Origin of the sequence: Planktothrix tepida PCC 9214, from assembly GCF_900009145.1 — a bacterium.
In the GTDB taxonomy this organism is placed as follows: domain Bacteria; phylum Cyanobacteriota; class Cyanobacteriia; order Cyanobacteriales; family Microcoleaceae; genus Planktothrix; species Planktothrix tepida.
Map to the genome: position 1 here is coordinate 36,132 of NZ_LN889817.1, position 25,816 is coordinate 61,947.

General features: G+C 36.4%; 23 protein-coding genes. 11 read left to right on the forward strand and 12 right to left on the reverse strand.

Annotation, left to right across the window (positions count from 1 at the left end):
- The coding region (locus PL9214_RS28370) for an AAA family ATPase (protein ID WP_139295198.1) at positions 1-382 on the forward strand (382 nt) is incomplete at its 5' end.
- Positions 383-393: 11 nt separating this feature from the next.
- On the opposite strand, the gene PL9214_RS28375 is transcribed toward PL9214_RS28370, so the two are convergent.
- The 3 genes from PL9214_RS28375 to rsmI all read right to left on the reverse strand — a co-directional run bounded on the left by PL9214_RS28375 (position 394) and on the right by rsmI (position 2,830).
- Entirely contained in the window at positions 394-597 is a 204-nt protein-coding gene (locus PL9214_RS28375) for a hypothetical protein (RefSeq protein WP_072722659.1), read from the reverse strand.
- A 43-nt stretch (positions 598-640) separates the two neighbouring features.
- On the reverse strand, positions 641-1,900 hold the full coding sequence (locus PL9214_RS28380; RefSeq protein WP_072722660.1) for a serine hydrolase: 1,260 nt from the start codon (positions 1,898-1,900) through the stop codon (positions 641-643).
- 81 nt (positions 1,901-1,981) lie between these two features.
- A complete protein-coding gene (gene rsmI / locus PL9214_RS28385) occupies positions 1,982-2,830 on the reverse strand; it encodes a 16S rRNA (cytidine(1402)-2'-O)-methyltransferase (protein WP_072722661.1) in 849 nt (282 codons plus the stop codon).
- A gap of 164 nt (positions 2,831-2,994) precedes the next feature.
- On the opposite strand from rsmI, the gene PL9214_RS28390 reads away from it, so the two are divergent.
- The 5 genes from PL9214_RS28390 (at position 2,995) to PL9214_RS28410 (ending at position 12,612) form a co-directional block, all read left to right on the forward strand.
- Positions 2,995-7,320, forward strand: coding sequence for an AAA family ATPase (locus PL9214_RS28390; protein ID WP_072722662.1), 4,326 nt, complete (start codon positions 2,995-2,997; stop codon positions 7,318-7,320).
- Positions 7,299-8,480, forward strand: a complete 1,182-nt coding sequence (locus tag PL9214_RS28395) for a hybrid sensor histidine kinase/response regulator (RefSeq protein WP_072722663.1) — start codon at positions 7,299-7,301, stop codon at positions 8,478-8,480. Before PL9214_RS28390 ends, PL9214_RS28395 begins: the two co-directional genes overlap by 22 nt.
- 144 nt (positions 8,481-8,624) lie before the next feature.
- A complete protein-coding gene (locus PL9214_RS28400) occupies positions 8,625-10,358 on the forward strand; it encodes a putative bifunctional diguanylate cyclase/phosphodiesterase (protein ID WP_072722664.1) in 1,734 nt (577 codons plus the stop codon).
- 46 nt (positions 10,359-10,404) lie between these two features.
- Positions 10,405-11,274, forward strand: coding sequence for a sugar kinase (locus tag PL9214_RS28405; RefSeq protein ID WP_072722665.1), 870 nt, complete (start codon positions 10,405-10,407; stop codon positions 11,272-11,274).
- Positions 11,275-11,460: 186 nt separating this feature from the next.
- Entirely contained in the window at positions 11,461-12,612 is a 1,152-nt protein-coding gene (locus tag PL9214_RS28410; protein ID WP_072722666.1) for a cupin-like domain-containing protein, read from the forward strand.
- Between the two features lie 45 nt (positions 12,613-12,657).
- Here PL9214_RS28410 and PL9214_RS28415 read toward each other — a convergent pair whose 3' ends face one another.
- Positions 12,658-13,902 (reverse strand): MFS transporter, encoded by a 1,245-nt coding sequence (locus PL9214_RS28415; RefSeq protein WP_072722667.1) that lies wholly within the window; start codon positions 13,900-13,902, stop codon positions 12,658-12,660.
- A 104-nt stretch (positions 13,903-14,006) separates the two neighbouring features.
- The gene (locus PL9214_RS28420) at positions 14,007-14,708 is read right to left on the reverse strand and encodes a Uma2 family endonuclease (protein ID WP_072722668.1); all 702 of its coding nucleotides are present in this window, start codon (positions 14,706-14,708) and stop codon (positions 14,007-14,009) included.
- 189 nt (positions 14,709-14,897) lie between these two features.
- Between PL9214_RS28420 and PL9214_RS28425 the strand changes: the two genes are divergently transcribed.
- Both PL9214_RS28425 and PL9214_RS28430 read left to right on the forward strand, forming a co-directional pair.
- Entirely contained in the window at positions 14,898-15,680 is a 783-nt protein-coding gene (locus tag PL9214_RS28425; RefSeq protein WP_072722669.1) for an SDR family oxidoreductase, read from the forward strand.
- A 58-nt stretch (positions 15,681-15,738) separates the two neighbouring features.
- Positions 15,739-18,090 carry a glycoside hydrolase family 31 protein gene (locus PL9214_RS28430; protein WP_072722670.1) on the forward strand — a complete coding sequence of 784 codons (2,352 nt, stop codon included), beginning with the start codon at positions 15,739-15,741 and terminating at the stop codon, positions 18,088-18,090.
- An 88-nt stretch (positions 18,091-18,178) separates the two neighbouring features.
- On the opposite strand, the gene PL9214_RS28435 is transcribed toward PL9214_RS28430, so the two are convergent.
- The 5 genes from PL9214_RS28435 to bchB form a co-directional block, all read right to left on the reverse strand.
- Entirely contained in the window at positions 18,179-18,727 is a 549-nt protein-coding gene (locus PL9214_RS28435; protein ID WP_072722671.1) for a hypothetical protein, read from the reverse strand.
- A gap of 700 nt (positions 18,728-19,427) precedes the next feature.
- The gene (locus PL9214_RS28440) at positions 19,428-20,348 is read right to left on the reverse strand and encodes an IS5/IS1182 family transposase (protein WP_072717485.1); all 921 of its coding nucleotides are present in this window, start codon (positions 20,346-20,348) and stop codon (positions 19,428-19,430) included.
- Positions 20,349-20,415: 67 nt separating this feature from the next.
- Complete coding sequence (locus PL9214_RS32960; RefSeq protein ID WP_139295194.1) at positions 20,416-20,937, reverse strand: type II toxin-antitoxin system Phd/YefM family antitoxin; 522 nt, start codon at positions 20,935-20,937, stop codon at positions 20,416-20,418.
- A gap of 21 nt (positions 20,938-20,958) precedes the next feature.
- Positions 20,959-21,357 carry a hypothetical protein gene (locus PL9214_RS28450; RefSeq protein ID WP_072722673.1) on the reverse strand — a complete coding sequence of 133 codons (399 nt, stop codon included), beginning with the start codon at positions 21,355-21,357 and terminating at the stop codon, positions 20,959-20,961.
- Between the two features lie 117 nt (positions 21,358-21,474).
- The gene (gene bchB, locus PL9214_RS28455; protein WP_072722674.1) at positions 21,475-23,001 is read right to left on the reverse strand and encodes a ferredoxin:protochlorophyllide reductase (ATP-dependent) subunit B; all 1,527 of its coding nucleotides are present in this window, start codon (positions 22,999-23,001) and stop codon (positions 21,475-21,477) included.
- 275 nt (positions 23,002-23,276) lie between these two features.
- On the opposite strand from bchB, the gene PL9214_RS32530 reads away from it, so the two are divergent.
- Both PL9214_RS32530 and PL9214_RS32535 read left to right on the forward strand, forming a co-directional pair.
- Complete coding sequence (locus PL9214_RS32530) at positions 23,277-23,414, forward strand: hypothetical protein (RefSeq protein WP_242048842.1); 138 nt, start codon at positions 23,277-23,279, stop codon at positions 23,412-23,414.
- On the forward strand, positions 23,401-23,583 hold the full coding sequence (locus tag PL9214_RS32535) for a hypothetical protein (RefSeq protein WP_072722675.1): 183 nt from the start codon (positions 23,401-23,403) through the stop codon (positions 23,581-23,583). Before PL9214_RS32530 ends, PL9214_RS32535 begins: the two co-directional genes overlap by 14 nt.
- A gap of 136 nt (positions 23,584-23,719) precedes the next feature.
- On the opposite strand, the gene PL9214_RS28465 is transcribed toward PL9214_RS32535, so the two are convergent.
- Both PL9214_RS28465 and PL9214_RS28470 read right to left on the reverse strand, forming a co-directional pair.
- Complete coding sequence (locus PL9214_RS28465) at positions 23,720-24,118, reverse strand: surface-adhesin E family protein (RefSeq protein WP_072722676.1); 399 nt, start codon at positions 24,116-24,118, stop codon at positions 23,720-23,722.
- Between the two features lie 52 nt (positions 24,119-24,170).
- Positions 24,171-24,581: a surface-adhesin E family protein gene (locus PL9214_RS28470; RefSeq protein ID WP_072722677.1), complete on the reverse strand. Its 411-nt coding sequence runs from the start codon at positions 24,579-24,581 to the stop codon at positions 24,171-24,173.
- Positions 24,582-24,928: 347 nt separating this feature from the next.
- On the opposite strand from PL9214_RS28470, the gene PL9214_RS28475 reads away from it, so the two are divergent.
- Complete coding sequence (locus PL9214_RS28475) at positions 24,929-25,813, forward strand: helix-turn-helix domain-containing protein (protein ID WP_072722678.1); 885 nt, start codon at positions 24,929-24,931, stop codon at positions 25,811-25,813.
- The last annotated feature ends 3 nt before the right edge of the window (positions 25,814-25,816 follow it).

The window sequence follows — 25,816 nt, forward strand, 5'->3', positions numbered from 1 at the left end:
TAGAAGAACCAGATTTTTAGCCATTTTAACCGCTTTATTAACCCGTCCCGAAGGCAGTTTAATTGTGATTGAAGAAGTTGATAATGGTTTACATCCCTCTCGCGCTGGTTTACTTTTACAAATGTTACGAGAAATTGGGAAAAAACGGAATATTGATATTTTAGTCACGACTCATAACCCCGCTTTAATGGATGAATTAACCCCTGATTTTATTCCTTTTGTTATGGTTGCTTATCGAGATCAAGATACGGGAGAAAACCAGTTAATTCCTTTAGATGAAATTGATAATTTACCCAAATTAATCGCATCAGGTTCTTTAGGAAAAATCACGCAACAAGGATTATTAGAAAAAAGTTTAGCTGAACATCGGGAATATCAATAATGGGAAAAGTATTAATTTTTGATACTTCTATCCTCTTGTTCAGAGTCAAGGTTTGTGATTCTACTTTGATCTTTTTCAGGAATAAATTCTCCGGTTCCTTCACAGAAAAAACAAGTTTCTTCCCGTTGAATTTCTCCTGAACAATCTCGAATTTCTATATATCCTTTTCCCTCACAGTGAGGACAGGTTTGAGGAATGATTAGGTCTTTTTTCATATTTATAGAGAGGGGAATTAAGCCCTGAAGGGCTTACTACAATTTAATGCTCGATACCGACTATGGGTAAAGATAAAGAATTGAGTTGAGTCACTTTTTCGGGGGTGCTTTTTAAGGGAGTTTGATTTAAACGGTCAAAAATATAGCGGGAAATTTGAGGAAAAACCTTTTCATTTTTTGACCATGCAGGATCATCTCCAAATACGACTAGAATATAAATGGCTTTATCGTTTAAAGTTCTAACAAAGGCAACTTCTTGACGAGAACGACTGGTATAACCTACTTTAGACCCATAGTAAATGTCAGGAGGTAAAGATTCTCCTAAAAATCCTTCAACGGAGTTAGCATCAATATTTTTCCAGGCTTTGGGGTTTAAATCACGAGTTAATAAATAGGCCATTTTGGTACTGGCTACAGGAGAAATGGCTTGTTTTGTATAAATTTCATACATTAATCGTGCGGTTTGGTCTGTGGTGACAAGATTTCCTTTAGAATAGGGGGGATTTTCTCGCAGTTGTAAATCTCGACCTGTGGGTTCTTCTCCTATCCCTGTAATGGGATAATTTTTAGTGGTTAAATTAATCCCTTTATAACCGGATTTTTCAAAAAATTGATTGACTTGACTGCGTTTTTGCACCCATTTATCTAATTGAGGTTTGTCTAAATTTTCCCCCGATTCAGTTTGTGTAATAGCATCAACAATGCGACTAGCGGCATCATTATCGGAAATTCGCATCATGTGGGATAAATCGGTATAAAAGGGGGATTCTTGGGGAATATATCCTTTTTCGGCATAGCCAAAAAATGCCACCATCCAAAATAATTTAGCAACACTGGCGGGAAATCTGAGGGTAGTATTGTTATATCCAGCAATAGTATGGGTTTGAGGATTACTAACATCAATTAAGCTAATCGATAAAGATTCGGTTGGTAATCCTTGGGTTTTGGCAATATTAACAGCCCCATCAACAATAGTTTGTAAGTCTTTACTAGAAGTTAAATTAGGAGGAGTTTTAATATTATAAACAACGGTTTTATCGGTATTGGTAGCTACTGGGGCAGAAATCGTAGTATTTTGAATTTGGGGTTGGGGTTTTGCGGGTGGAAATAATAGTTTAAAAATCCCTCCCATTGTCCAGTTAAAGGTTAATAATAGGGCAATTAAAAATAGAATTCGAGAGTATTTTAACCGTGCTAATGGATGGGGAGGTTTAGTTCTAACTTTAATAGGCGAGTGCCTTAAAGAATAGCCTCGAACAGAAGAACGTCGCACAGACCGACGGTGCTGGGTAAGAGAAGCCATATTAGAGGAAATAGGAAAATTAAATATAGAATAATACAATAGCAGAAGACAGCAATTGTAGAATGATCCATTATCGCCTTATTAACCCAAATCAGGTAAAGTTAAAGCCAGTTGATAGATTTGGCGACGGGAAATGGAGGTGGCTTCGGCGATTTGGCGACTGGCTTCGGAATGGGACATCCCCTCTTGAATTAGACGTTGGAGTTCCGCTTTAATTTGATCTTCTGTCAGAGGAGTTGCCGTTTCCGTAATACCTGCAATCACTAATGTGAGTTCACCTTTGGGGTTATGATCTTGATAGTATTGTACGGCTTCTGCTAACGTTCCGCGCCAAAATTCTTCATGCAGTTTTGTGAGTTCCCGTGCGATGACAATTGACCGTTTTGATCCTAAACTTTGCGCTAAATCGGTTAAGGTTTCCAGAAGACGATGGGGCGCTTCATATAATATTAAGGTTCGAGATTCAGTTTGTAATAAAGTTAAACGGTTTTGACGTTCTTTATTTTTGGTCGGTAAAAAGCCTTCAAAAACAAATCGATCCGTTGGCAGTCCCGCCGCACTTAAAGCTGTTAAACTCGCACTAACCCCAGGAATGGGAATCACGGGAATTTCCGCTTCAATACAAGCTTTAACCAATTCATATCCGGGGTCAGAAATGCCTGGCATTCCGGCATCAGTCACTAAGGCGATCGCATTTCCCTGACGTAGAGATGCAACCAGAGTGGGAATCCGGCGATGTTGATTATGTTCATAATAACTTAGTTGCGACGTTTTGATGTCAAAATGGTGTAATAACTTGGCCGTATGACGGGTATCTTCAGCCGCAATCCAATCAACACTTTGTAAAATTTTTATCGCGCGTAAGGTTATATCTTCCAGGTTGCCAATGGGAGTACCAACAATATAAAGGGTTCCAGCTTGAATCGTCATGTTTAATTTAAGACCTTACGCAAATATAACTGTGATATAACGCACCATACCTCAAGGATAATATTAGGTATCTTAGAGAAGTATAGAGTACATCTCCAGTTCATTTTTGATCTTGAGATTAAGGCTTGTTGCTCTTGACCCCGAAAATCATGAACTGAACCAGAATGCTGACACTATCAGGATTTGGCACAACTACTTTACTGTATAGCAGTCCCACCAGTTTAGTGTATCGGGGCTATTGGGTTGACCATGAACAGCCGGTTGTGCTGAAAGTCTTGCGGGAACAGGGACATAATCCCAAACAGTTAGCTCGGTTTCAGCGAGAATATGAACTGATTCAGTCTTTAAATCTGCCCGGTGTGGTGAAAGTTTACGGCTTAGAACACCATCACCCTCACCCGATCATGATTTTAGAAGATTTTGGGGGAGAATCTCTGACGAAATTGGGATCGGCGGGTCAGTTGAATTTAATTGAATTTTTGCAATTAGCGATCGCCATTACTAAAAGTTTAGGTCAAATTCATGGATTTAATATTATTCATAAAGATATTAACCCTAGTAATATTATCTTAAATCCTCAGACGGGAATTGTTAAACTGATTGATTTCGGCATTGCGAGTGTTTTATCTCAAGAAAACCTTACCTTTATTTCTCCCAATACCTTAGAAGGAACCTTAGCTTATCTCTCCCCTGAACAAACGGGACGCATGAATCGTCCAATTGATTATCGCAGTGATTTTTATGCTTTAGGGGTAACGTTATATGAATTACTCACGGGTCGATTACCGTTTCAAAGTGATGACCCTTTAGAATTAGTCCATAGTCATATAGCTAAAACTCCGATTTCTCCCCGTCACTATACAGCCTTTAGCTTACCTGACATCCTATCCGGTATTATTTTAAAATTAATGGCTAAAAATGCCGAAGATCGATATCAATCTGCTTATGGAATTAAAAGTGATTTAGAACAATGTTTAGAACAAATTAAAACCCAGGGTGATATTGAACCTTTTCTATTAGGAAGCCAAGATTTATCCGATAAATTACAAATTCCAGAAAAATTATATGGTCGAGAACACCACCTACAAACCTTGTTAAAAGCGTTTGAACGGGTGAGTCAAGGAAACCGAGAATTAATTTGGGTTTCGGGCTATTCTGGTGTGGGAAAATCGGCCTTAGTTCGAGAAATTCATAAACCGGTAACGGCTAAACGAGGCATTTTTATTTCAGGAAAATTTGATCAATATAAACGAAATATTCCCTATTTTGCCATTGCTCAAGCCTTAAATGAGTTTTGCCATCAAATTTTAACAGAACGGAAAGAAATATTAGAGCAATGGAAACAAAAAATTTTGGCTTTTGTAGAAAATAAAGGACATCTTTTAATTGATGTAATTCCCCACTTAGAAAGAGTCATTGGCAAAACATCTGCCCCTAAATCTCTGGATTTACAAGCCACTCCGAATTGTTTTTTATGGACTTTTAAAAAATTAATCCAAGCGTTAATTCAACCTCAACATCCGTTAGTGATTTTTTTAGATGATTTACAATGGGCAGATTGGGCATCTTTAAACTTGATTAAAACCTTAATTCAAGATGAAACAATTCAATATTTAATGATTATTGGAGCCTATCGCCATCACGAATTAAATCTCAATCCCCCCTTAAAATCAATCCTAGAAGTGATTAAAGAAAGCCAAGATAAAGGGTTTAAAATTATTCTCAATAATTTAAGCTTATCAGATGTTAATCATTTAATTGCTGAAGGATTAAATTGTTCTCTGGAAATCAGTCAATCCTTAGCAAATTTAGTTTATCAAAAAACTCAAGGAAATCCTTTTTTTACTAAAGAATTTTTGAAATCCCTTTATACAGAAGGATTATTGCAATTTCAATACCCAACTCAATTATCGTGGATACAAGGCAACCACAAAGGCAACTGGACATGGAATCTGGAACAAATTCAGGCTAAAAATATTACGAATTATTGTAATAATCGTCCTAAAAATTTACAGAAACCTGATAATATTAATTCATCCAATTCCTTAGATATTGCCAGTATTTTTAAAGCCTCTCAAGCTCTTTCACGGGAAATTTCTATTGAGCATTTACTCACCAAAATCATGAAAATTGTATTAGAAAATGCGGGAGCCGAGCGAGGATATTTAATTTTAGAATCTGATGAACACTGGTTTATTCAAGCATCGGTAACAACTGTTCCTGATCAAGTTCAAGTTCTACAAAAGATTCCGATTGAATGGATAAATCCCCACACGAATACCCCGGAAGTTTGCAACGCTATTGTTAATTATGTAATTCATACCCAAGAGAGTTTAGTGATTCATGATGCTACGGAAGAAAATAAATTTACCAGTGATGATTATATTCTTCTCTATCAACCTAAATCTATTTTATGTGTTCCCCTCTTGAACCAAGGAAAACTGATGGGAATTTTATATTTAGAGAATAATTTAATGGCTGGAGCTTTTACGTCAGAACGGTTAGAAATTTTAAATTTACTGTCTTCTCAAGCCGCAATTTCCATTGAAAATGCTCGTCTTTATCAAACCTTAGAAGAAAAAGTGACCGAACGAACCCAAGCCTTACAACAAGAGATATTAGAACGTAAACGCATTGAACAAGCACTACGGGAAAGTCAAGAACGATTTGAGTTAGCCATGCGAGGTGCTAATGATGGCTTATGGGATTGGAATATTATTACAGGTGAAGCTTATTATTCCCCTCGATATCAAGAAATGTTAGGATACACCGAAGAAGAATTTAGTTCCAAAATTGATGAATTTATTTATAGAATTCATCCAGAAGATCGAGATTCCGTTCTTAACCAAGTTTATAAATATATTTATCGGAAATATTCTCATTATGAAATTATTTTGAGAATGCGACACAAACAAGGTCATTACATTTGGATTTTAAGTCGAGGAATTGGTTTACCTGAACGTCCTCATAAAATGACTCGAATTGTGGGAATTAATATTGATATTACGGAACGAAAAAAAGTTGAAGAAGCCTTGAAAGAAGCCAAAGAAGATGCGGAAGCCGCGAGTCATGCTAAAAGTGAATTTTTAGCCAATATGAGTCATGAATTACGAACCCCCTTAAATGGAATTTTAGGATATACCCAAATTTTAAAACGTTCAACAACCTTATCTGAAAAAGAACAAGCGGGAATTCAAATTATTCATCAATGTGGAACCCATCTTCTGACCTTGATTAATGATATCTTAGATTTATCAAAAATTGAAGCAGGAAAACTAGATATCTCAGTTCAACCGATCAATTTAGAAACTTTTTTAAAAGACGTTATAGAAATCTGCGCGATTAAAGCTAAACAAAAAGGTTTAACGTTTATCTATATGCCTTTATCTCCACTTCCAACCGTTGTGGAAGTTGATGAAAAACGCTTAAGACAAATTTTAATTAATCTTTTAGGAAATGCCGTTAAATTTACGGACTCTGGAAAGCTAACTTTTAGTTTAAAAGTCATTGATAAAGAAAAATTAACTACTTCTTTATGCACTCATCATCCTATTGATACAACCCTTAAATTTCAAATTGAAGATACCGGAATTGGCATGAATCCTGAACAATTAGAGCGGATTTTTTTACCCTTTGAACAGGTGGCAGAGATGTCCTATCGTGCCGAGGGAACTGGATTAGGGTTAGCGATTACTCAACGATTAATTAAACACTTAGGAGGAGATTTATTTGTAGAAAGTAACCCTGGAAAAGGGAGTAAGTTTTGGTTTGAATTAACTCTTCCGGCTTCAACCCAATGGCAACCGATACCTGACGGTAATTCCTTATCTTCTATTGTAGGATTTAGAGGAAAAAAATTCAAGATTTTAGTCGTGGATGATAAACCTGAAAATCGCTTAGTGTTAGTCGATTTATTGCAACCTTTAGGGTTTGAAGTGTTAGAAGCAAGTAATGGTCAAGAAGGGTTAGAGCAACTGGAAATTACCCAAGCTAATTTAGTGATTGCTGATTTATTAATGCCGATTATGGATGGTTTTGAAATGACTCGCCGCATTCGTTCTTTACCCAAATTCAATAATATTCCTGTGATTGCAACTTCCGCATCTGTTTATGAATGGGATCGACAGCAAAGCCATGATGCGGGATGCAATGATTTTCTTCCTAAACCCTTACAAGTTGAGGATTTACTACATAAACTTAAAACTTGGTTAAAGTTAGAATGGGAATATGATCGCCCCCAAGAAACTTGGCTTCCACCCCTTTCAGAAAATCCGCTTACTTTAGTCATTCCCAGTCCTGAAATTTTAGATAATTTAGTTAAATTAGCCAAGCGAGGGAGAGTTTTAGAATTGGAAGAGGAAGTGATGAAACTCAAAGCTTTTGATCCGCGTTGGAGTTTATTTGCAGATCGGATTAAGTCCATGACTCAAGAATTTCAATTAACACAAATTAAGGAGTTTCTAAATCAATGCACAATCAACTCATTTTAATTGTTGATGATAATCCCACCAATTTAAAAATTCTGTCACAAACTTTAACCAGTGCCGGCTTTCAATTGGCGATCGCAACCAATGGAGAAGAAGCTTTAGAGGAGGTCATGGAAGAATTACCAGAACTGATTTTACTCGATGTAAAAATGCCTAAAATTGATGGATTTGAAACCTGTCGTCGTCTGAAAGCTAACCCAAAAGCTCAGGATATTCCGATTATTTTTATGACGGCATTATCAGAAACGATTGATAAAGTTAAGGGTCTTTCTTTAGGGGCTGTAGATTATATTACCAAACCCTTTGATGAACAAGATGTTTTAGCAAGAGTTCGAGTTCATTTACGGTTAAGAGCCGCCCAAAAACAAATTATTGCTCAAGAAAAATTAGCGTCTTTAGGAACAATTACCGCAGGGGTTGCCCATGAACTTCGTAATCCTTTAAATTTTGTGATTAATTATGCTCAATCTTCTATTGATAGCTTAAATGAATTATTCGTAAATATCCAGGAAAATCCTCAGCTAGAACCCCAGAAAATTATCAATCAATTGCAAGAGGTAATCCAGGATTCTCAGGCGGTTTATGAACATGGAGAACGGGCTAGTCAAATTATTGAAAGTATGATGCAGTTGGCTCGTTCTGAACCGGGAGAATATCAATGTATTAATCTCAATGATCTTTTACCTCAAGCCCTTAAATTAGCTTACCATAGTTTTAGAGCTAAACATCTACAGTTTTTAATGACAATTCATACACAATTTGATTCTAATTTAGAACCCATAGAAGCAATTGCCTCGGATTTACATCGGGCTTTTATTAATATAATTGATAATAGCTGTTACGCCCTTTATTTAAAATTCTTAGAAGAGCAGCATGGAAATACTAATTTTAGCCCTACTTTATCCTTAACGACAAAGAATCAAGAATCTTATATTGAAATTAAAATTCATGATAATGGAATTGGGATTCAACCTGACACGATTGCTAATGTTTTTACCCCTTTTTTTACAACCAAACCCCCCGAACAAGGCATGGGGCTAGGCTTATCTTTAACCCATGATATTATTGTTTTACAGCATGGAGGAAGCATTCAACTTGATACAAAATGGAAACAATATACTGAGTTTACTTTAACTTTACCTAAAATTCAGCAGGAGAATTAATCGCATCGGATTTTGTGTCACGAATAATATCTCATCTAATTCTATTGAACCGGAGGTGATTAAAATAAAAAAATGATGAGGGTCATAAACTACTGTTCCCTGTTCCCTGTTCCCTGTTCCCTGTTCCCTACACGCTATATTATTATGCCTCAAACCCCAGCTTGTATTTTAGTAATTGATGATGAACCGGAGTTACAACGGTTGATAGAAAGACGATTAAAACATCAAATTGAAATTGGAGAATTCCAGTTTTTGTTTACCACCAGTGGTATTGATGCTTTGGATATTTTGCGTTCAACTCCCCATATTTCTATGGTTTTAACCGACTTAAATATGCCGGGGATGGATGGATGGGCATTGCTCGAACAAATCCCTAAAATTGATCCGCTCCTTAAAGCCGTTGTTGTCTCAGCTTATGGCGATATTCAAAATATTAGAACGGCCATGAATCGAGGAGCTTTTGATTTTTTAACCAAACCCATTAACTTTCAAGATTTAATTTTAACCATCCGCAAAACGATTGATATTGTCACTAAAAGTCGCCTGCAAAAAGAACAACTAGAAGCTGCTGTTGAGAATTTACAATATTTGGCTCTTTATGATAAACTTACGGGGCTGCCGAATCAAAATCATGTTTTAGAATGTATTCGAGCCGCTATTGATCAACGGTTAGATTTTGCTGTCTTTTATCTAGCCTTAGATCGATTTAAAGTAATTCGATATGGTTATGGAAAGACTTTAGCTGAAGAGTTTTTAATTCAAGCAGTTGAACGGATAAAATCTTGTCTTCACACTACTGATGTATTAGCTCGAATTTGGAAAGATGAATTTGTTTTGTTTTTACCCGGTATTCAATCAGAAAATATTGCCTTAGAAAGAGCAAATCAAATTCATAAAGCTTTGAAATTATCCCTGCGAGGACACCGAATTATTGCATCAGGAAATACCAGCATTGGGATTGCATTATCAAGTTTTCCCTGTGAACAAGCAGAAGATTTTTTAAGGGTAGCAGATACAGCGATGCACTATGCTAGAATGCAGAATCAAAAAAATTGTACCGTTTTTTTTAATCCTGAAATGCAGATGGCAGTTTTAAATCGATTGCAGTTAGAATCGGATTTAGAATTAGGGTTAGAAAATCAGGAATTTCGGGTTTATTATCAACCGATTTACAGCTTAGACAATCAACATTTAGCAGGGTTTGAAGCCTTAGTTCGTTGGCAACATCCGAGTCGAGGCTTAATTCCGCCCTCAGAATTTATTCCTTTGACAGAAGAAACTGGACTGATTATTCCCTTGGGAGAATGGGTACTTCGAGAGGCTTGTCGCCAATTTAGTCGCTGGTACAAAGAATTTCCTGAACAATTTCCTTTAATACTCAGTGTTAATTTATCCGGTTTACAAATCTTGAATTCGGATTTTACTAGCTTAATTGATAATATTATTCAATCTAATCCCTTGGAAGGATTCACGTTAAAACTAGAAATTACGGAAAGCATTTTAATGGAAAATCCTGAAATTGTAACCCAATACATGAGTCAATTCCAATCCCGAAAAATTCGATTAGCAATTGATGACTTTGGAACAGGTTACTCTTGTTTATCTTACTTGCAATCTCTTCCTTTAGATACATTAAAAATTGATCGTTCTTTTATCTCAAACCTTAACTTAAATCCCAAAAGCTTAGATATTATAAAAACCTTAATTACCTTGGCTCATAGTTTAAATTTGGATGTGATTGCAGAAGGAGTAGAAACAGAACAACAAATTGCTATTTTAAAGGATTTAGGCTGTGAATATGCACAAGGGTATTATTTTTCACCGCCTGTTGATGCCAACTGTATTTTTCGGCTTTTCCAGAAAAAAAAAGTTTATTAAACTCGATTTAACCTTTTGTTAACTTCTCAATTTTTAAAATCATTTTATGGCTAAACAAGGCTTATTTGTGGGATTAATCACCCTTGATTTCATTTATTCGGTTAACACTTATCCCCATAAAAATCAAAAAATTGTGGCTTCAAATTATAGCGTTGTTGCTGGGGGGCCAGCAACCAATGCTGCTGTTACTTTTAACAGTTTAGGGAACCAATCTACCTTACTGGGAGTATTAGGTAGCAATCCTTTAACACAACTGATTCGAGCCGATTTACAATACTATAATGTTAATCTGGTAGACTTAGATCCCACTCGTTTAGAAGCACCTCCCGTCTCATCAATTATTGTGACTCCTGAAACAGGTGATCGGATGGTTGTTTCCATTAATGCGACAAAATCCCAAGTTTCCAACTTCTCAAATTTACCTCAATTTTTAGATAATATTGATATTATTTTAATCGATGGTCATCAAATTCCGATGAGTCAAATTATCATTCAGCAAGCCAAAACCCAGAAAATACCTATTATTTTAGATGGAGGCAGTTGGAAACCGGGATTAGAAACAATTTTACCCCATATCACCTATGCCATTTGTTCTAATGCTTTTTATCCTCCTAACTGCCAAACTTCCGAAGATGTTTTTAATTATCTCAAAGCCTTAAATATTCCTTATATTGCCATTACTCAAGGAGAAAAACCCATTGAATATGCTACCCTTAAAGAAGGAAGTGGGAAAATCTCGGTTCCCAGCATTCAAGCTATAGATACTTTAGGTGCAGGGGATATTTTTCATGGTGCTTTTTGCCATTTTATTCTATCCCAAAACTTTACCACCGCCTTAGCTGAATCCGCCAAAATTGCCGCCCAATCTTGTCAACATTTTGGAACTCGTCAATGGATTCAATTCTGGGAAAACTAACCGGGTTGATTGCAGTTTTTTAATTTCCTATGACTCTGATGATTGTTTTTCTCTTCAATTCGGCTAACAAAACTGAGAATTATAGACAATTTGCAACCCTTGGGATATAATTATAGTATGCTCTTGTGTTTTTTGATTTTATTTTATTAAAATATCCTATTTTTAACGATAAAAGGTTGCCACTCTATGACCGATATTCAACCCTTAAAAATTACCCTTCCCCCTTTACAAATCACCTTAAACGATGGCCAGAAAGTCAGTTTACAATGGCTTCCTCAACCTCCCATTCATGAACCCCAACAACCGTCTCAACCGCCTGAAATAGTTCACCCTCCTCAACTTCCTGATGGTTGGAAAAAATGGGTAGCCGCCAATAAATTAATTAATCAATCCGATGAGGCTTTAATTGAATGTATGGTTAAAAATGGGATTGATGTTAAGCTTGCCATTGAAGAAGTTACAGGCATCACCAATCAACCTTATTTTCAAGCCGGACAAGAAATTCTGCAAAAGTTAGAAAAACTAGAATCTCTTTTACAAATTCAAAATCAACTCGCTGCTTTATCTTCCCATTCTAACACTATTCCTCGAATTCCCTTTTTATCAAAAGATGAATTTTTAGACCAATATTATTCACAAAATAAACCTGTTATTTTAACGGGTCTGATGAACAATTGGGCAGCTTTGCACCGATGGACACCTGAATATTTAAAAGAAAAGTATGGTAATGTTAGCATTCAAGTTCAAGGAAATCGCAACGCTGATCCCAATTATGAAATTAATTTAGAACAACATCGGAAAACGATGTTATTTCAAGATTATATTGATTGGGTTGTTCATGCGGGAGAAACCAATGATTACTATATGGTGGCGAATAACCATACCTTAAACCGTGAAGAAATGCAGGGTCTCTTTGAAGATATGGAAATTTTTCCTGAATATTTAAACCCTGATATTAAAGCCGGAAGAACATTTTTTTGGTTTGGTTCAGCCGGAACTGTAACTCCTTTACATCATGATCCTATTAATATCTTTTTAGCTCAAGTTTCGGGGCGAAAACTAATTAAAATGATTCCCCCTCAACAAACCCCATTTCTTTATAATACCATTGGGGTTTTTAGTCCCATTGATCCGGCTAATCCTGATTATAGCCGTTATCCTTTATATCGAAACGTTCGTTCCATTGATGTGATTCTACACCCCGGAGAAGTGATTTTTCTTCCGGTGGGATGGTGGCATTATGTCAAAGCTTTAGAGATCAGTATTTCAGTATCTTTTATTAATTTTATATTTCCGAATGATTATGATTGGAAAAATCCTTCCTTTGGTCACTATTAAACAAAGGGTGTGCCAACCTATTATAGGACTCACACCCCAATAATTTTAATTTAAGCTATAAACATCCTTGGCTTGACCCATAGCAAATTTGAGAGAAAGGTGAACCGTTTTATTAGAAAATCCTGCAAAGGTGATGACCGCTATTAAAGCTAAAATTGCATCCAAAGCAAAAATACTCGAATAACCTAATTGTTCAGCAAGGCTTCCAAAAATAGGCCCAGCCAGGGCAATTCCGACATCAAAACCCGTTAAACAAAGGGAGAAAAATTGACCTCGTTCTTCTGGAAGACACCGATCTGTAATTAAGGTAATCATCATGGGAATAACGATCCCTGCTCCCATGCCTTCTAACAATGCAGCTAATAAAATAATGTTACTACCTGTTGTTTTAGATAAGAGTAACATTGCCAAAAAATAACAGATTAAACCCCCTGTAATAAATATACCTCGACCATAGCGATCAGAAGCTCGACCTGTAGGAACCCGCACTAAAAAACTAGCGATCGCGGCGGTACTATAAAATAAACCTGAATTAAAACTTAACCCAGATTCTTTCACGGATAAGGGTAAAAATGTCACTAAAGTTCCAAAGATTAAACCCACCATTAACATCACAAATGCGGGAATTCGTAGACGGGGACTCCACAACATTTTGCAGTACCATAATCCTTTTTCTAGGAACGAAGTAGAAGATGAAGTTAGTGTCGGTTGATTTCGTTGGGGTTCAAAGACTTGAGAAATTCCTAGAAATGCTAAAAACGCAAACCCCGCACTAGATAAAAAGATGGGGTCATAGCCAAAAGCGGTTTGCAAAAATCCCCCCAATGCTGGGCCAATTGCCATTCCAATTGGGGCGACTAAACTCATATATCCGATGACTTCTCCCCGTTTATCCACAGGGGCAATATCAGCTACTAAAGCACTATAACCGAGGGTAAATGCCGCTACACTGATGCCATGAAATGCCCGCAAAAACAGCATCAATAAAATTGATTGTGTCCATAAATATCCTAGAGGCGCGATCATCGCCACTATCGTTCCAATGAGTAGGACTAATTTACGACTTTTGCGATCTGCTAAGGGGCCAAACCAAAATCGAGAGGGTAATAAACCCAAGGCAAAAGCGCCCATAACCCAGCCAATTTGTTGTTTTGTTCCACCCAAAAATTCAACGTATAAAGGGAGTGTTGGTAACAGTGCGGTTAGACTTGTCCAAAAACATAAACCGGCGATAAATAGTATCAGTAAACTCCGTTGGCTCTTGGAATCAAAACTACGAAAAGCGTTCAAAATACCTATTCCTTAATAGTGTGCAATATCCACTTAAACCCAACAAGAGTTAGGCGCGTGTTTTTCACTGAATTCTTAACTCATTTCTATTGTGTAACAATTTGTTAATTTTTGCCCTGCTCCTCAAGGGAGTTCAGATTAATATTGGCAATTTGTTGATAAAACCATAGGGCTGCCATGCCGTTATCTACTTGAGTTAATTGTTCTAAAGTTTGTTCTAAAAGGAGAATTGGCAAACCCGAAAGAGCTACAGAATATTCAATTTCTTCATATTTTCCGTTTTCTCCTAACCGAAAAGCAATCACCTGTTTCCCTTTAACATTTGTGACCCAATATTCAGGAATTCCTAATGCGGCATACAGTTGTTTTTTCTCATCTAAATCAGTGGCTAAGGTGGTATCAGAAACTTCTCCCACTAAATCAGGAACTCGCCAACGATTTAAGTCAATACGACGGGGTTCTCCAGCTTGCCAACGAGGTGCATTTTCACCAATATATAAAACATGATCGGGGGCAGATGCGCGAGTGTTCGCTTTTTCGAGTTGACAGCGACCGAGTGAACTAAAACTAGCAACGGGAAATCGAGCAAACCAAAAGGCAAATAGCATGGTTAATAAATCGCTAATACTAGCATGATTAATTCCTTCTGAACCCATTTCACTCCATAAATATCCATCTTGATAAAATACTTTAACTCGTTCTAAAGTAGGATGATCTCGATAGGCTAAATAATCATCCCAAGTTGCAGTTTGCCATTGATGAATTTCAGAATTGTATGAAGGAAGTGTTAATGAGGATAGAGTCATAATAGCAACAACCGATGTCAAAAATTAAGAATCCTAAGCAGGTTCTGAAGATTAAGGGGAATTAGAATAATTTTGTTGTAACTATAGCATATTTTTTTGATTTTAGGGGAGTCTTTCTCAGGATAGACGTAAAAACTTGAGAAAACTTGCAATATTCAGACTATGGGAAAATTAAATTGGGGTTAATCCATGTTATTAAAAGATAAAGTTGCTGTCATTAGTGGGGCGGGTTCAGGAATTGGTCAAGCAACAGCATTGTTATTGGCAAAAGAAGGGGCAAAAGTAGCAACCCTAGATCGCACACCTGCCAAAAGTCAACAAACCGTTGATCAAATTAAACAAGCAGGTGGAGAAGCGATGATGATGGTTGCAGATATTTCCCATTGGGAACAAGTGCAACCATCAATGGATAAAATTGCTGAAAGTTGGGGCAAAATTGATATTGTTTTTGCTAATGCGGGGATTAATGGGGTTTGGGCTCCTTTAGATGAACTTTCACCGGAAGAATGGAAAACAACCATTTCGATTAATTTAGATGGAACCTTTTATACTTTAAAATATGCCTTACCTTATTTAAAAAAACAAGGTGGGAGTGTGGTAATTACCTCTTCTGTTAACGGAACTCGAATGTTTAGTAATAGTGGCGCAACCGCTTACGCTTCTACAAAAGCGGCTCAAGTTGCCTTTGCAAAAATGACAGCGTTAGAATTAGCAAAATATAAAATTAGAGTTAATGTCATTTGTCCGGGGGCAATTACAACAGAAATTGATCAAAATACTGAACGAGAAGACTTAGAAGAAGCTCAAGAACCTGTAGAATTTCCTGAAGGTGAAATTCCCTTAACCAATGGTCAACCGGGAACCTCTGAACAAGTTGCACAACTGGTTTTATTTTTAGTCTCTGATGCCTCTAGTCATATTACCGGAACTGAAGTTTGGATTGATGGCGGACAATCTTTATTACAAGGATAAAGTTTTTTAGGATAGAATTAATTAAGTGCTATATTGTTAATCCCTACGGTCTTAGATTATGCCTCAATACTTTGGACAATTACACACCCTCGATCCCAATTGGTCACAAATTGAATCTGTTAAAACAGTAGAAGTAAGCGATCGCTCTATACTATTTAAATGTGGGAATGTTTGTGTTAAAATTAGTATATTAGCTGATAATTTAATTCGAGTTCGTTATGCCCCATCCGGTGACTTTCTGCCCCGTCGTTCTTGGGCTGTTACGGTGGATGATTCAGACTGGCAACCTATTGAATTTAAAACTCAAGACATCGAACAAACGACAGAAATTGTTACTGAAAAAATTAAAATTATTATTCAGCATCATCCATTCCGTATTCAATGTTATGATAATAATAATAACCCTTTTGCAATTGATGCCGAATTAGGTTTTGCATGGCGACAAGGGTTAATGGCAGTTTGGAAAAAGATTGAAGCAGAAGAGCATTTTTATGGCTTTGGAGAACGCACTGGATTTTTAGATAAAATTGGAGAAGTCAAAACCAATTGGACAGTTGATTCTTTAGATTATGATGCCTTAACCGATGCCATGTATCAAGCCATTCCGATGTTTATGGCATTACGTCCTGAGTTAAGTTATGGCATTTTTTTGAATAGTACCTATTGGAGTCGCTTTGATATTGGAGTTGAACAACCCGGAGTTTGGCGCATGGAAACCCAAGCTTCAGAACTCGATTATTATATTATTTATGGCCCTAAACCTGAACAAATTTTAAATACCTATACCCAACTCACCGGACGAATGCCCTTACCTCCCCGTTGGGCTTTAGGCTATCATCAATGTCGGTGGAGTTATGAATCAGAAATTGTTGTTGAACAACTTGCAAAAGAATTTAGAAACCGCAAAATTCCCTGTGATGTCATTCATTTAGATATTGATTATATGCGAGGATATCGAGTGTTTACTTGGAGTGATTATCGCTTTCCTCATCCTCAAAACTTAATTCAACATTTAAGCCATAACGGGTTTAAAACCATCACCATTATTGACCCCGGTGTTAAATATGAACCCGAAGGACATTATACTATTTTTGATCAAGGATTAGAACAAGATTATTTTGTTAGAAAACCCAATGGTCAATTGTTTCATGGTTATGTTTGGCCGGATAAAGCGGTATTTCCTGATTTTTTAAATCCCCAAGTCCAAAAATGGTGGGGAGAATGCCATCAAACGTTAACAGATATGGGAATTGCAGGCATTTGGAACGATATGAATGAACCCGCCTTAGATGACCGTCCTTTTGGTGATAAAGGAACTAAAATTACCTTTCCATTAGATTGTTTACAAGGGCCATTAGAAGAACAAGCAACCCACGCCGAAACCCATAATTTATACGGGTTAATGATGGCTAAATCCTGTGCAGAAGCACTGGTAAAATTGCGACCGCAGGAACGATCTTTTGTATTAACACGGTCAGGATATGCGGGAATTCAACGCTGGTCATCGGTGTGGATGGGGGATAACCATTCGATTTGGGAACATTTAGAAACTTCTCTTCCCATGTTATGCAATATGGGGTTATCGGGAGTCGCTTTTGTGGGTTGTGATATTGGCGGTTTTGCGGGAAATGCAACAGCAGAATTATTCGCTCGATGGATGCAAATGGGCGTTTTATATCCCTTGATGCGAGGTCATTCTGCTTTATCAACCGCCCAACATGAACCTTGGGTATTTGGAGAAAAAGTTGAACAAATTTGTCGAGAATATTTAGAATTACGCTATCGTCTTTTACCGTATCTTTATACCTTATTTTGGGAAGCCACCCAAACGGGAGCGCCGATTCTCCGTCCCCTATTTTATCACTATCCAAATGATAGCAAAACCTATACCTTATCCGATCAAGTTTTACTCGGTTCAGCAATTTTAGCAGCACCCATTTATCGCCCCGGTGTTGAATGTCGGGCGGTGTATTTACCTGAAGGTATTTGGTATGATTGGTGGACAGGAAAATCCTATTCTGGATCACAATATATTTTAGCAGAAGCACCCTTAGAACGGATGCCTTTATATGTGAAAGCGGGTTCAATTATTCCCTTACAACCCGTGATGCAATATGTCGATGAAAAACCGATTGATTGTTTAACCTTTAAGGTTTTTCCAGGGACAGGAGAGGGGATTTTATATGAAGATGATGGTCATTCTTTTGAGTATGTTCAGGGAATTTATGCAACAACGAAATATCGAATTTATCAAGAGAATCAAGAATTAATCCTTGAAATCGAACCTCGTCAAGGACAATGGATTCCTCCTAACCGTGAGATTATCATTGATGTTGTGGGAGTCGGTGAACAGCGTTTTCAAGATCAGGGTCAGGGGAAACAATTACAGTTTAGTTTGCTCAAAAATTAGAATGATTATCCTTGGAGAGAGAATCATGCTTTGAGGATAAGTTCTATTGATAAAAATGGAAGTATTTTAGATTGAGGTTAACTTTTAACTAAGCACTCAAACTTATTCTCTCACTATCCCAACCCAGGAGAAAAATAACAAGTTTCACACGCGCTCGATTGACAGCATAGTTGACCAAATCTTCACTAATATTAAATTGTTTTGAAGCCATTTTCACAGACATTCCATTGACCTCAACAGCTTCAAAAATGGCAATATCTTGTTTCAACTGAAAATTTTCTTTTCGCTCAAAAAATAGAGGTTTGATTTCATGAATATTTTTTATAATTAATTCTTTTTGATGCTCAATGGTTGAATCAAAACCCTCCACATTTGCGCTCTCACGAATTTCAACCAGTTGCTTTTGGATTGCTTTAATCCGTTCAATCTTGATATGATTGGTGATTATTGGGCTTCTGAAGACTCGGGTATTCGCAATCACTTCCGGGTTGTCTGTATCAAGCTTCACAGTTTGCAGGATCTCCATTATCTCATCCAGAATTGCACCTTTTTGAGAAATTTCACGAATTAAAGCCTGTAATTGGATAGTTAGTACCTTTAACCGTTTGTAATCTGTTTTAGATAATGTGACAGCCATGCTTTAGTCTCTTATGATGTTTAAGTCCCTTTATAGATTGATGGGGATGAATCAGTCAATACCTGACACCGTAACTCAGTTGTTTCACTGGTTTTAGGGAGAGAATTTCTAGGCTATCACAAAGTTGTTCTATCTAGGGGAATTAAGCTGAAGCGTAAATAGAGCAATCCTTGTAGAGATTGTAATAATTTAAAACTGATATGAAACAGCCAGAAGTTTTGCTATAGAGAATTGGTAAGAATATAAGATAAAATAGATTGACATAGAGATTTTATTAATTTACAATAAAAATAATCTATGGTGTTAATGCCAATAATTAGGGCTTTTGAGGGTGCTGTTCACCCTCAGAAGGCTTTTAGTCTTTTTGTTTAGTAAATTAGTCGGGTGCGTAAGCACAGCGCACGCACCAAAAATTTATTAATCAATCAAAGTTGGTACTTGTGGCCTCGCCTTATGCACCCTATGGGTTTTTTAAGGATGCGATCGCGTAGCCCCTACAATTCTAATAATCTTTATTTACCAATTATTTGTTTTTCATTTTCTAAATAGACATCTCCGAAAATCTCCAAATGCCCTCTATCGCTACTTTTGGAATCTCTAGCACTCCTGTGCCGGCTTCTCCAAAAGTAACGGATTCATAGGCTTTTTCAGTCACATTAATAATAACTAATGAATTTTATCTCTGATATACAATTATTTCTCAAAAGAATTCTGGGCAATTCTTAGATGGTAATACAATCGCTCCTATTCGCCATCTTATTAATCCACATACTGTCAAGATTACTGCTTCATAATTTTGCCTCTTTAACCGAAATCTTTCTGAAGCAACTCGATAAATTTTTATCAGTCTTATTAAATGTTCAACTACAATCCTTTGTTGGGCTTTTAACCGATTTTCTTCTCGCTTTTCCGCCGACATCTCTTGATTCCTCGGTTTCTTATACGGTGTATTAATTGCTGTTTCTCCTACATAAGCTTTATCCCCTCTGTATTTTTGATTATTCCCCAATTCCTGGCTTCTTTCTCTCCACAATTTCAGATCACTTGTTGCTCCGGTATAACCCACAGCTACATCCACTATTTCTTTTCCATTTGGCATGACAATGACTTGATTTTTAAAGGTATGTGTCTTTTTCTTTCCTGAGTAATATTTTTTCTGCTCTTCATTGTCTGTTGGTCTTTCCCTGGGCTGTTCATAGCTATCTACTACTAACTCAAATTCCACCAGAATTTTTTCTACCCACTCCCAATCACTCTCGTTTTTTTTTACTTGCTCTAGCAAACTCGCTGGTAGTAATTCTCTCAAGATTTTTATCCAGTTATGGAAAATATCATTCGCTGTTGATTCACTGACTTCAAACTGTAACCCTAACATTTGAAATGTCGGCATTTGATGCAGATAAATTAGAGTCAGTAAGATTTGTTCCTCCACAGATAATTTCTGCCGACGACCCCCACCTGCTTTAATCAACCTGATTTTAGTTTTTTCTTTTTCCTGTCGTTTTTCTTCTTCTAATAACTCCGCAGCTTGAATGAGTTCTATCATCTGTTCATATTCCATCCCTAATAGCCTTTTTGCTTGCTGGGGATTCTTGTCCAGATAGTCTCTTAATTTACTCATCTCTAATCCGGGGTAAAATTTAATTTTATCATCTTTTTACCCCTCCTTTTTTCTATTTTGGAGATGTCTAATGAGCAGTTGTTATTAAATGATTCAATTCCTCTATCGCCATTAAAACCACACTTTCCCCTTCTGGACGATGAATAACAATAATATCTCGATTCGCCACAACTTGCTCACACAATTGAGTGATATTTTCCCTAGCATCTTCCCAAGAAATTTGATTAAATTTCATCAGATTTAGCTTTAGTTTTTCCTCTAATTTAACCGGATTAGTAAAAATTTGATGAAAATTACTACTAAAATAAACTACTTCATAATCAGGTGCTAATTCCTGATCTAACTGTTTCCATAAACTTAATCCTTCCCATTCAAAACGTTCTATTTCTTCCGGTGTAACTTCAGGAGAATCAGAAGGATCAGCCAAGTTTAATCGAGTTTCAAAAGCATCAGCCCAATGATATAAACGTTGAATAGTTTCTTGACTTAAAGGTAAAGATTCTGGCTCTAAATCACCCACTTGATCAGGTTCATCCCACCATAAGGGGTAACATCCATAATCTGTCATTAGTCTAATTTTTATAGGCATATAATTGAACCTCTATAAAGATTATTTTAGTTTTGTTCTCGGATTTGCCCCTACAATATATCCATTATTGCCTATTGTAACTGCAATATATTTAATCTCACCCTTATAAATAAATTGATAAACTGGACGGGGGTTAACTGTGTCTCTACCTTGGGAACTAACAATGGTTCCTTTGGTAATTGCTCCCATAACAACATCAACAATTTCATCTGCATCAATTCCTATTCTAGCAAATTGATCAGCTTTCGCTAAAATATGCTGTAAACCTCGGTTTTCATTTCCCATTTCTAAGAATACAATTTGATCATCTGCACATTTAGCGATTCTTACAATCTTTTCAGGATTATGCTTGATTCTTCTGGCTTGAAGTTCTGCAATTAAGGTAGATCTTTCAGTTTCATAGTCTGGCGTTTGAGTCAAGGGCTTACCTACTATAATGTTAAAATTATAGAACAATATTATAACTAATAAAAATTGCACCTTTATTTAAATTGTAACAAAAAAAGGTGGGCATAGCCCACCCTACAGAATAGAAAATTAAGCTCCAACGGCTTCTTTTGCCGCATACATCACTTCTAAAGAAATTTCATTTAAACCGCGTTCACGGGCAAATTTTTCGGTATTGCGTTTAACTTTACCCCGAACAAACCCCGGAACTTTATTCAGTTCGGCTTGAGCTTCTTTCGTCCAATTCAAATCAGAATCCGCCGAAATTCCTTTGGTAATCACTTCTTTTGTATCGTGTCCGCCGAAGATTTCTAATAGGTGATCTTCCATCCCCAACGTAAAGGAATTATAGATTAAATCGGTAATTTGATTCGTACCTTCATAGCCTAAAAAGGGTTTATAACCGATGGGGAAATTTTGAATATGAATGGGGGAGGCAATAACACCGCAGGGAATATCTAAACGTTTCCCAACATGGCGTTCCATTTGGGTTCCAAAAATAGCAGAAGGTTCAATGCGGGCAATCATATCTCCAATTTGAGCGTTATCATCACTGATGAGAACTTCATCGCAATATTCACTCACTTGTTCCTTAAACCAATCTGTATCATATTTGCAATAAGTTCCCGCACAAACAACATGAATTCCCATCTCCCGCGCGAGAATTTTTGTCATCGCCGCAGCGTGGGTATTATCCCCAAAAACAACAGCTTTTTTTCCGGTTAAATTCTGACAGTCAATGGAACGAGAAAACCAAGCAGCTTGGGAAACATACAGGGTTTGATTATCAATATATTCGCTATAATCAACATTAGCCCCTTGAGCATTAATCACTTGTTGAATTTTGCGAATACAACGGGCTGTTTCTACCACACCCATCGGCGTAATATCCACAAAAGGAGTACCGAATTCCGCTTGTAAATATCCGGCTGCCATTAACCCTAATTCTCGATAAGGAACTAAATTAAACCAAGCACGAGGTAGGTTTTTTAAGTTATGAACCGATGCTCCTTCGGGAATCACTTCATTAACTTCAATGCCTAAATCTGCCATTAACCGTTTTAATTCGGTGCAGTCATGTTGGTTATGGAAACCCAGGGTAGACATTCCAATAATATTAACAGAAGGTTTTTCGGTTTTGCCTTCGGGTAAATCGCCTTTTTTCTTAGCTTTTTCAATATAAAATTGAACGATTTGTTGTAACGTCCGGTCAGCGGCTTGCAGTTCATTCACGCGATAATGATTAACATCCGCTAACATAACATCGCCTTTGGCATCCAGTTGAGCGCGTTCGACAAAATTTTGTAAATCTTCTTGTAAAATACTGGACGTACAAGTGGGAGTTAAGACAATTAAATCGGGATGTTCTTCTTGATCTTTTCTAACAATATTATCAACAACTTTTTCTTGAGATCCCCGTGCTAAAACGTTACGATCTACAACACTAGCTGTCACCGGGGTATAGTCCCGTTCCCGTTCTAACATAGACCGCATCACGTTGAAGTAATCATCCCCTAAAGGGGCGTGCATGATGGCGTGAACATTTTTGAAAGAACTGGCGATGCGAAGGGTTCCAATATGGGCAGGGCCAGCATACATCCAATAAGCCAATTTCATAGTGTCTTTCTCCGTTGATGGGTGATTAGGATAGCCTTGTTTATGTTCTCAGAAATTGTGCCAATCGCTAGTCGTATTTATACTTAGCGATCGCAATTTAATTTCTATTTTAGGATTTATTTTGACACTAAAACAATAATAATGTTGTTTAATTGCAATGATTCTTAAATTTTGAGCAACATTTTGTTAAATTGAATAGAAATGTTAAGTTCAATTTTAAAAACTTGACATAAAATCAAAAGTGTGTTTTCTAATTAATTTTTATTAGGGAAAAAATGCGAACCTCAGAAGATTGGGAATGGTTGGCTGCGAGTTCTGAATATTTAGCTGCGATCGCTGTTCAAGACTTATTACAGGAGAAAAAATGGATGGAAGCAACAGAAGGGTTAGCGGTTTTAATTGAATCTAGCTGATATTCAAGAAGAAGTTCCCAGTTTAAACCTAAATTTTATTAATTCTATTTGGGAACAATGTTTTAAACGAGCCATTAAAGATGCTGAGGGTGAAATGGGTAAAAAATGCTCGTTAATCTCTTTATCTTGGCAAGAAGTATTTGAAGAAGAATCTCGTTTATTTAATTAAAATTAACAATCCGTAGGGTGCGTAAGCGCAGCGCACGCACCAACTTTTTTATTTATCGTTTCTATTTTCCAGTGTATATTTACAAGTTAGAAAACTAATTTAATCTCAACAAAAAGACATTTAGCCCTATTTATTATTATTTTTTACAAGCCAAAATAGCAGCTTTTTGTCCTAAACTATCTTTGATTAAAGGTTTCATTTCTGCATTGCCTCCATAATCTACGCTTTCTAATAAACGACCACTATTAAATTCATAGGTTGTTAGGTTAATAATAGCAAACATAAATGTCTGACAATCTACTAACGTAGAATAATAGTATTTTCTATTTTCTCTTTCATCCTTTATATATTGCAAGTAAACAACAACGCTTCCACCTCTCCCTGAATAACCCCGTATAGAAGCTCTATCAACAAAAAGTTCTTCATTGTTGTTCCCATACCCTATTAATACCCACTGTTGTTGAGTCAATCCAGGGGGAGAGACAACTGTAAAACTAAATAGTACACAAAGAGATGCTATAATTTTACGAAACATCAGCTTTATCCTTTTTAATTGGGCACAAATAAAGACTCAATCAACTAACATTTTATTGACGACCTGTACAAGCAAAAATAGCTCCACTTTCTAATATAGTATTCTTCCGTAAGGGTTCTATTTTTGGATTGTCTCCATAATCTACGCTTTCTAATAAGCGACCACTATTAAGCTCGTAAATTTTTTGGCTGAAAATAGCAAACATTGATGCCTCACAATCCACTAACAATACAGTATAGATTTTTGTATTTTCTCTTTCATTCCTCATATATTGTAAGTAAACAACAGCATTTCCCCTTCTATTTCCATTTGCAAAACGTTTTATAGAAGACTTATCAATAAATAATTCTGTACCCTGATTACCACGTTCTATTAACACCCACTGTTGTTGAGCCAATCCAGAAGGAGAGACAAATATAATACTAAATAGTACAGATAGACAGGTTATGATTTTACGCAACATTAGTTTTTTCCCCTTAGTCTGACTAATTAAATTTGTATTAGCAATAAAGCTAAACCCTACTCCGTGTCATGCTGGGTTAAAGTCTTGACTCGGATGTAGTATTTCTAGGTGAATATTGATGAAACAGTAATGATCACTAACCGAAGTAATTAACTCTGTTCATGTATATATACTTACTTTACCCCTGTTGAATTTGTTTTGTCAGTGAGAAAAAGTCATAAAAAAGTCATAAAAAAGTCATAAATTCTGATAACTTATGCTAAAATTAGTCTCAGTCTTAAGTAGAATTTTACAATTCTTGTTTTTTATATAGAATTTTATACTCTACTTGCAATAATTTTTGACCTATGACTGTTGATGAAGCCCTAACAATTACAGAGATGGTGCTAGATGATCGAGGCTTAAATAAAGTCCAAGAGATTGTTTTTCGCCATGTTTGGGAAGGAAAATCCTATCGAGAAATTTCTACTTTAACTGAATATGATTATGAGTATATTAAAGATGTCGGATCAAAACTTTGGAAGCGACTTTCTGAAGCTTTTGGGGAAAAAGTTAAAAAAGATAATCTCAAGTCAGTTGTGAGGAGATACTTGAAGCGAGAGGAAGTTAATTTATCTCGGAATCGATATCGATTGATTGAGATTAATCTGAGTGGAGCCGAATTAAATGGAGCCAGTTTAAGTATTGGCAATTTAAGTGAAACTCCCCTATTAATTACTAACTTAAATAACTTAAATAACTTAAATAACTTAAATAAATTTTATTCAAGTTCAAGTGATTCATCATTAGATCTCGTGTCTGAACCAGAAGTTACTGAATTAGAGGATTTACGCTCAGATATAGAACATCATCAACAAATTTTCCACAATGGGGATAATAAAATTTACTGTTGGAAAGGTTTGCAATTTTCCTCAGAAGCAGAAGTAAAAATTGCCGTAGCACTCGATCAAACGGGGGTAATATTTTTACCTAAATCCAAGGTAAGATTAACAACTAAAGAGGGGAGATACAATCAAGAAACAGACTTTCTAATTTGTGATCGAGGAAAGTGGGGAATTCTTAATATTGAAGATTTGAAATTAGATAATGATCGAAAAAATTGGAATGAGCATTTAACTCATATCGATAATTATCATAGCATCTCTGTAGTTAAGTATTATAGCTCGGAGCAATGTATAAAAGAAGCAAATAAAGTAGTGCAAGAGTTTTTAGAAATTTTGAATCAAACTTGAGTA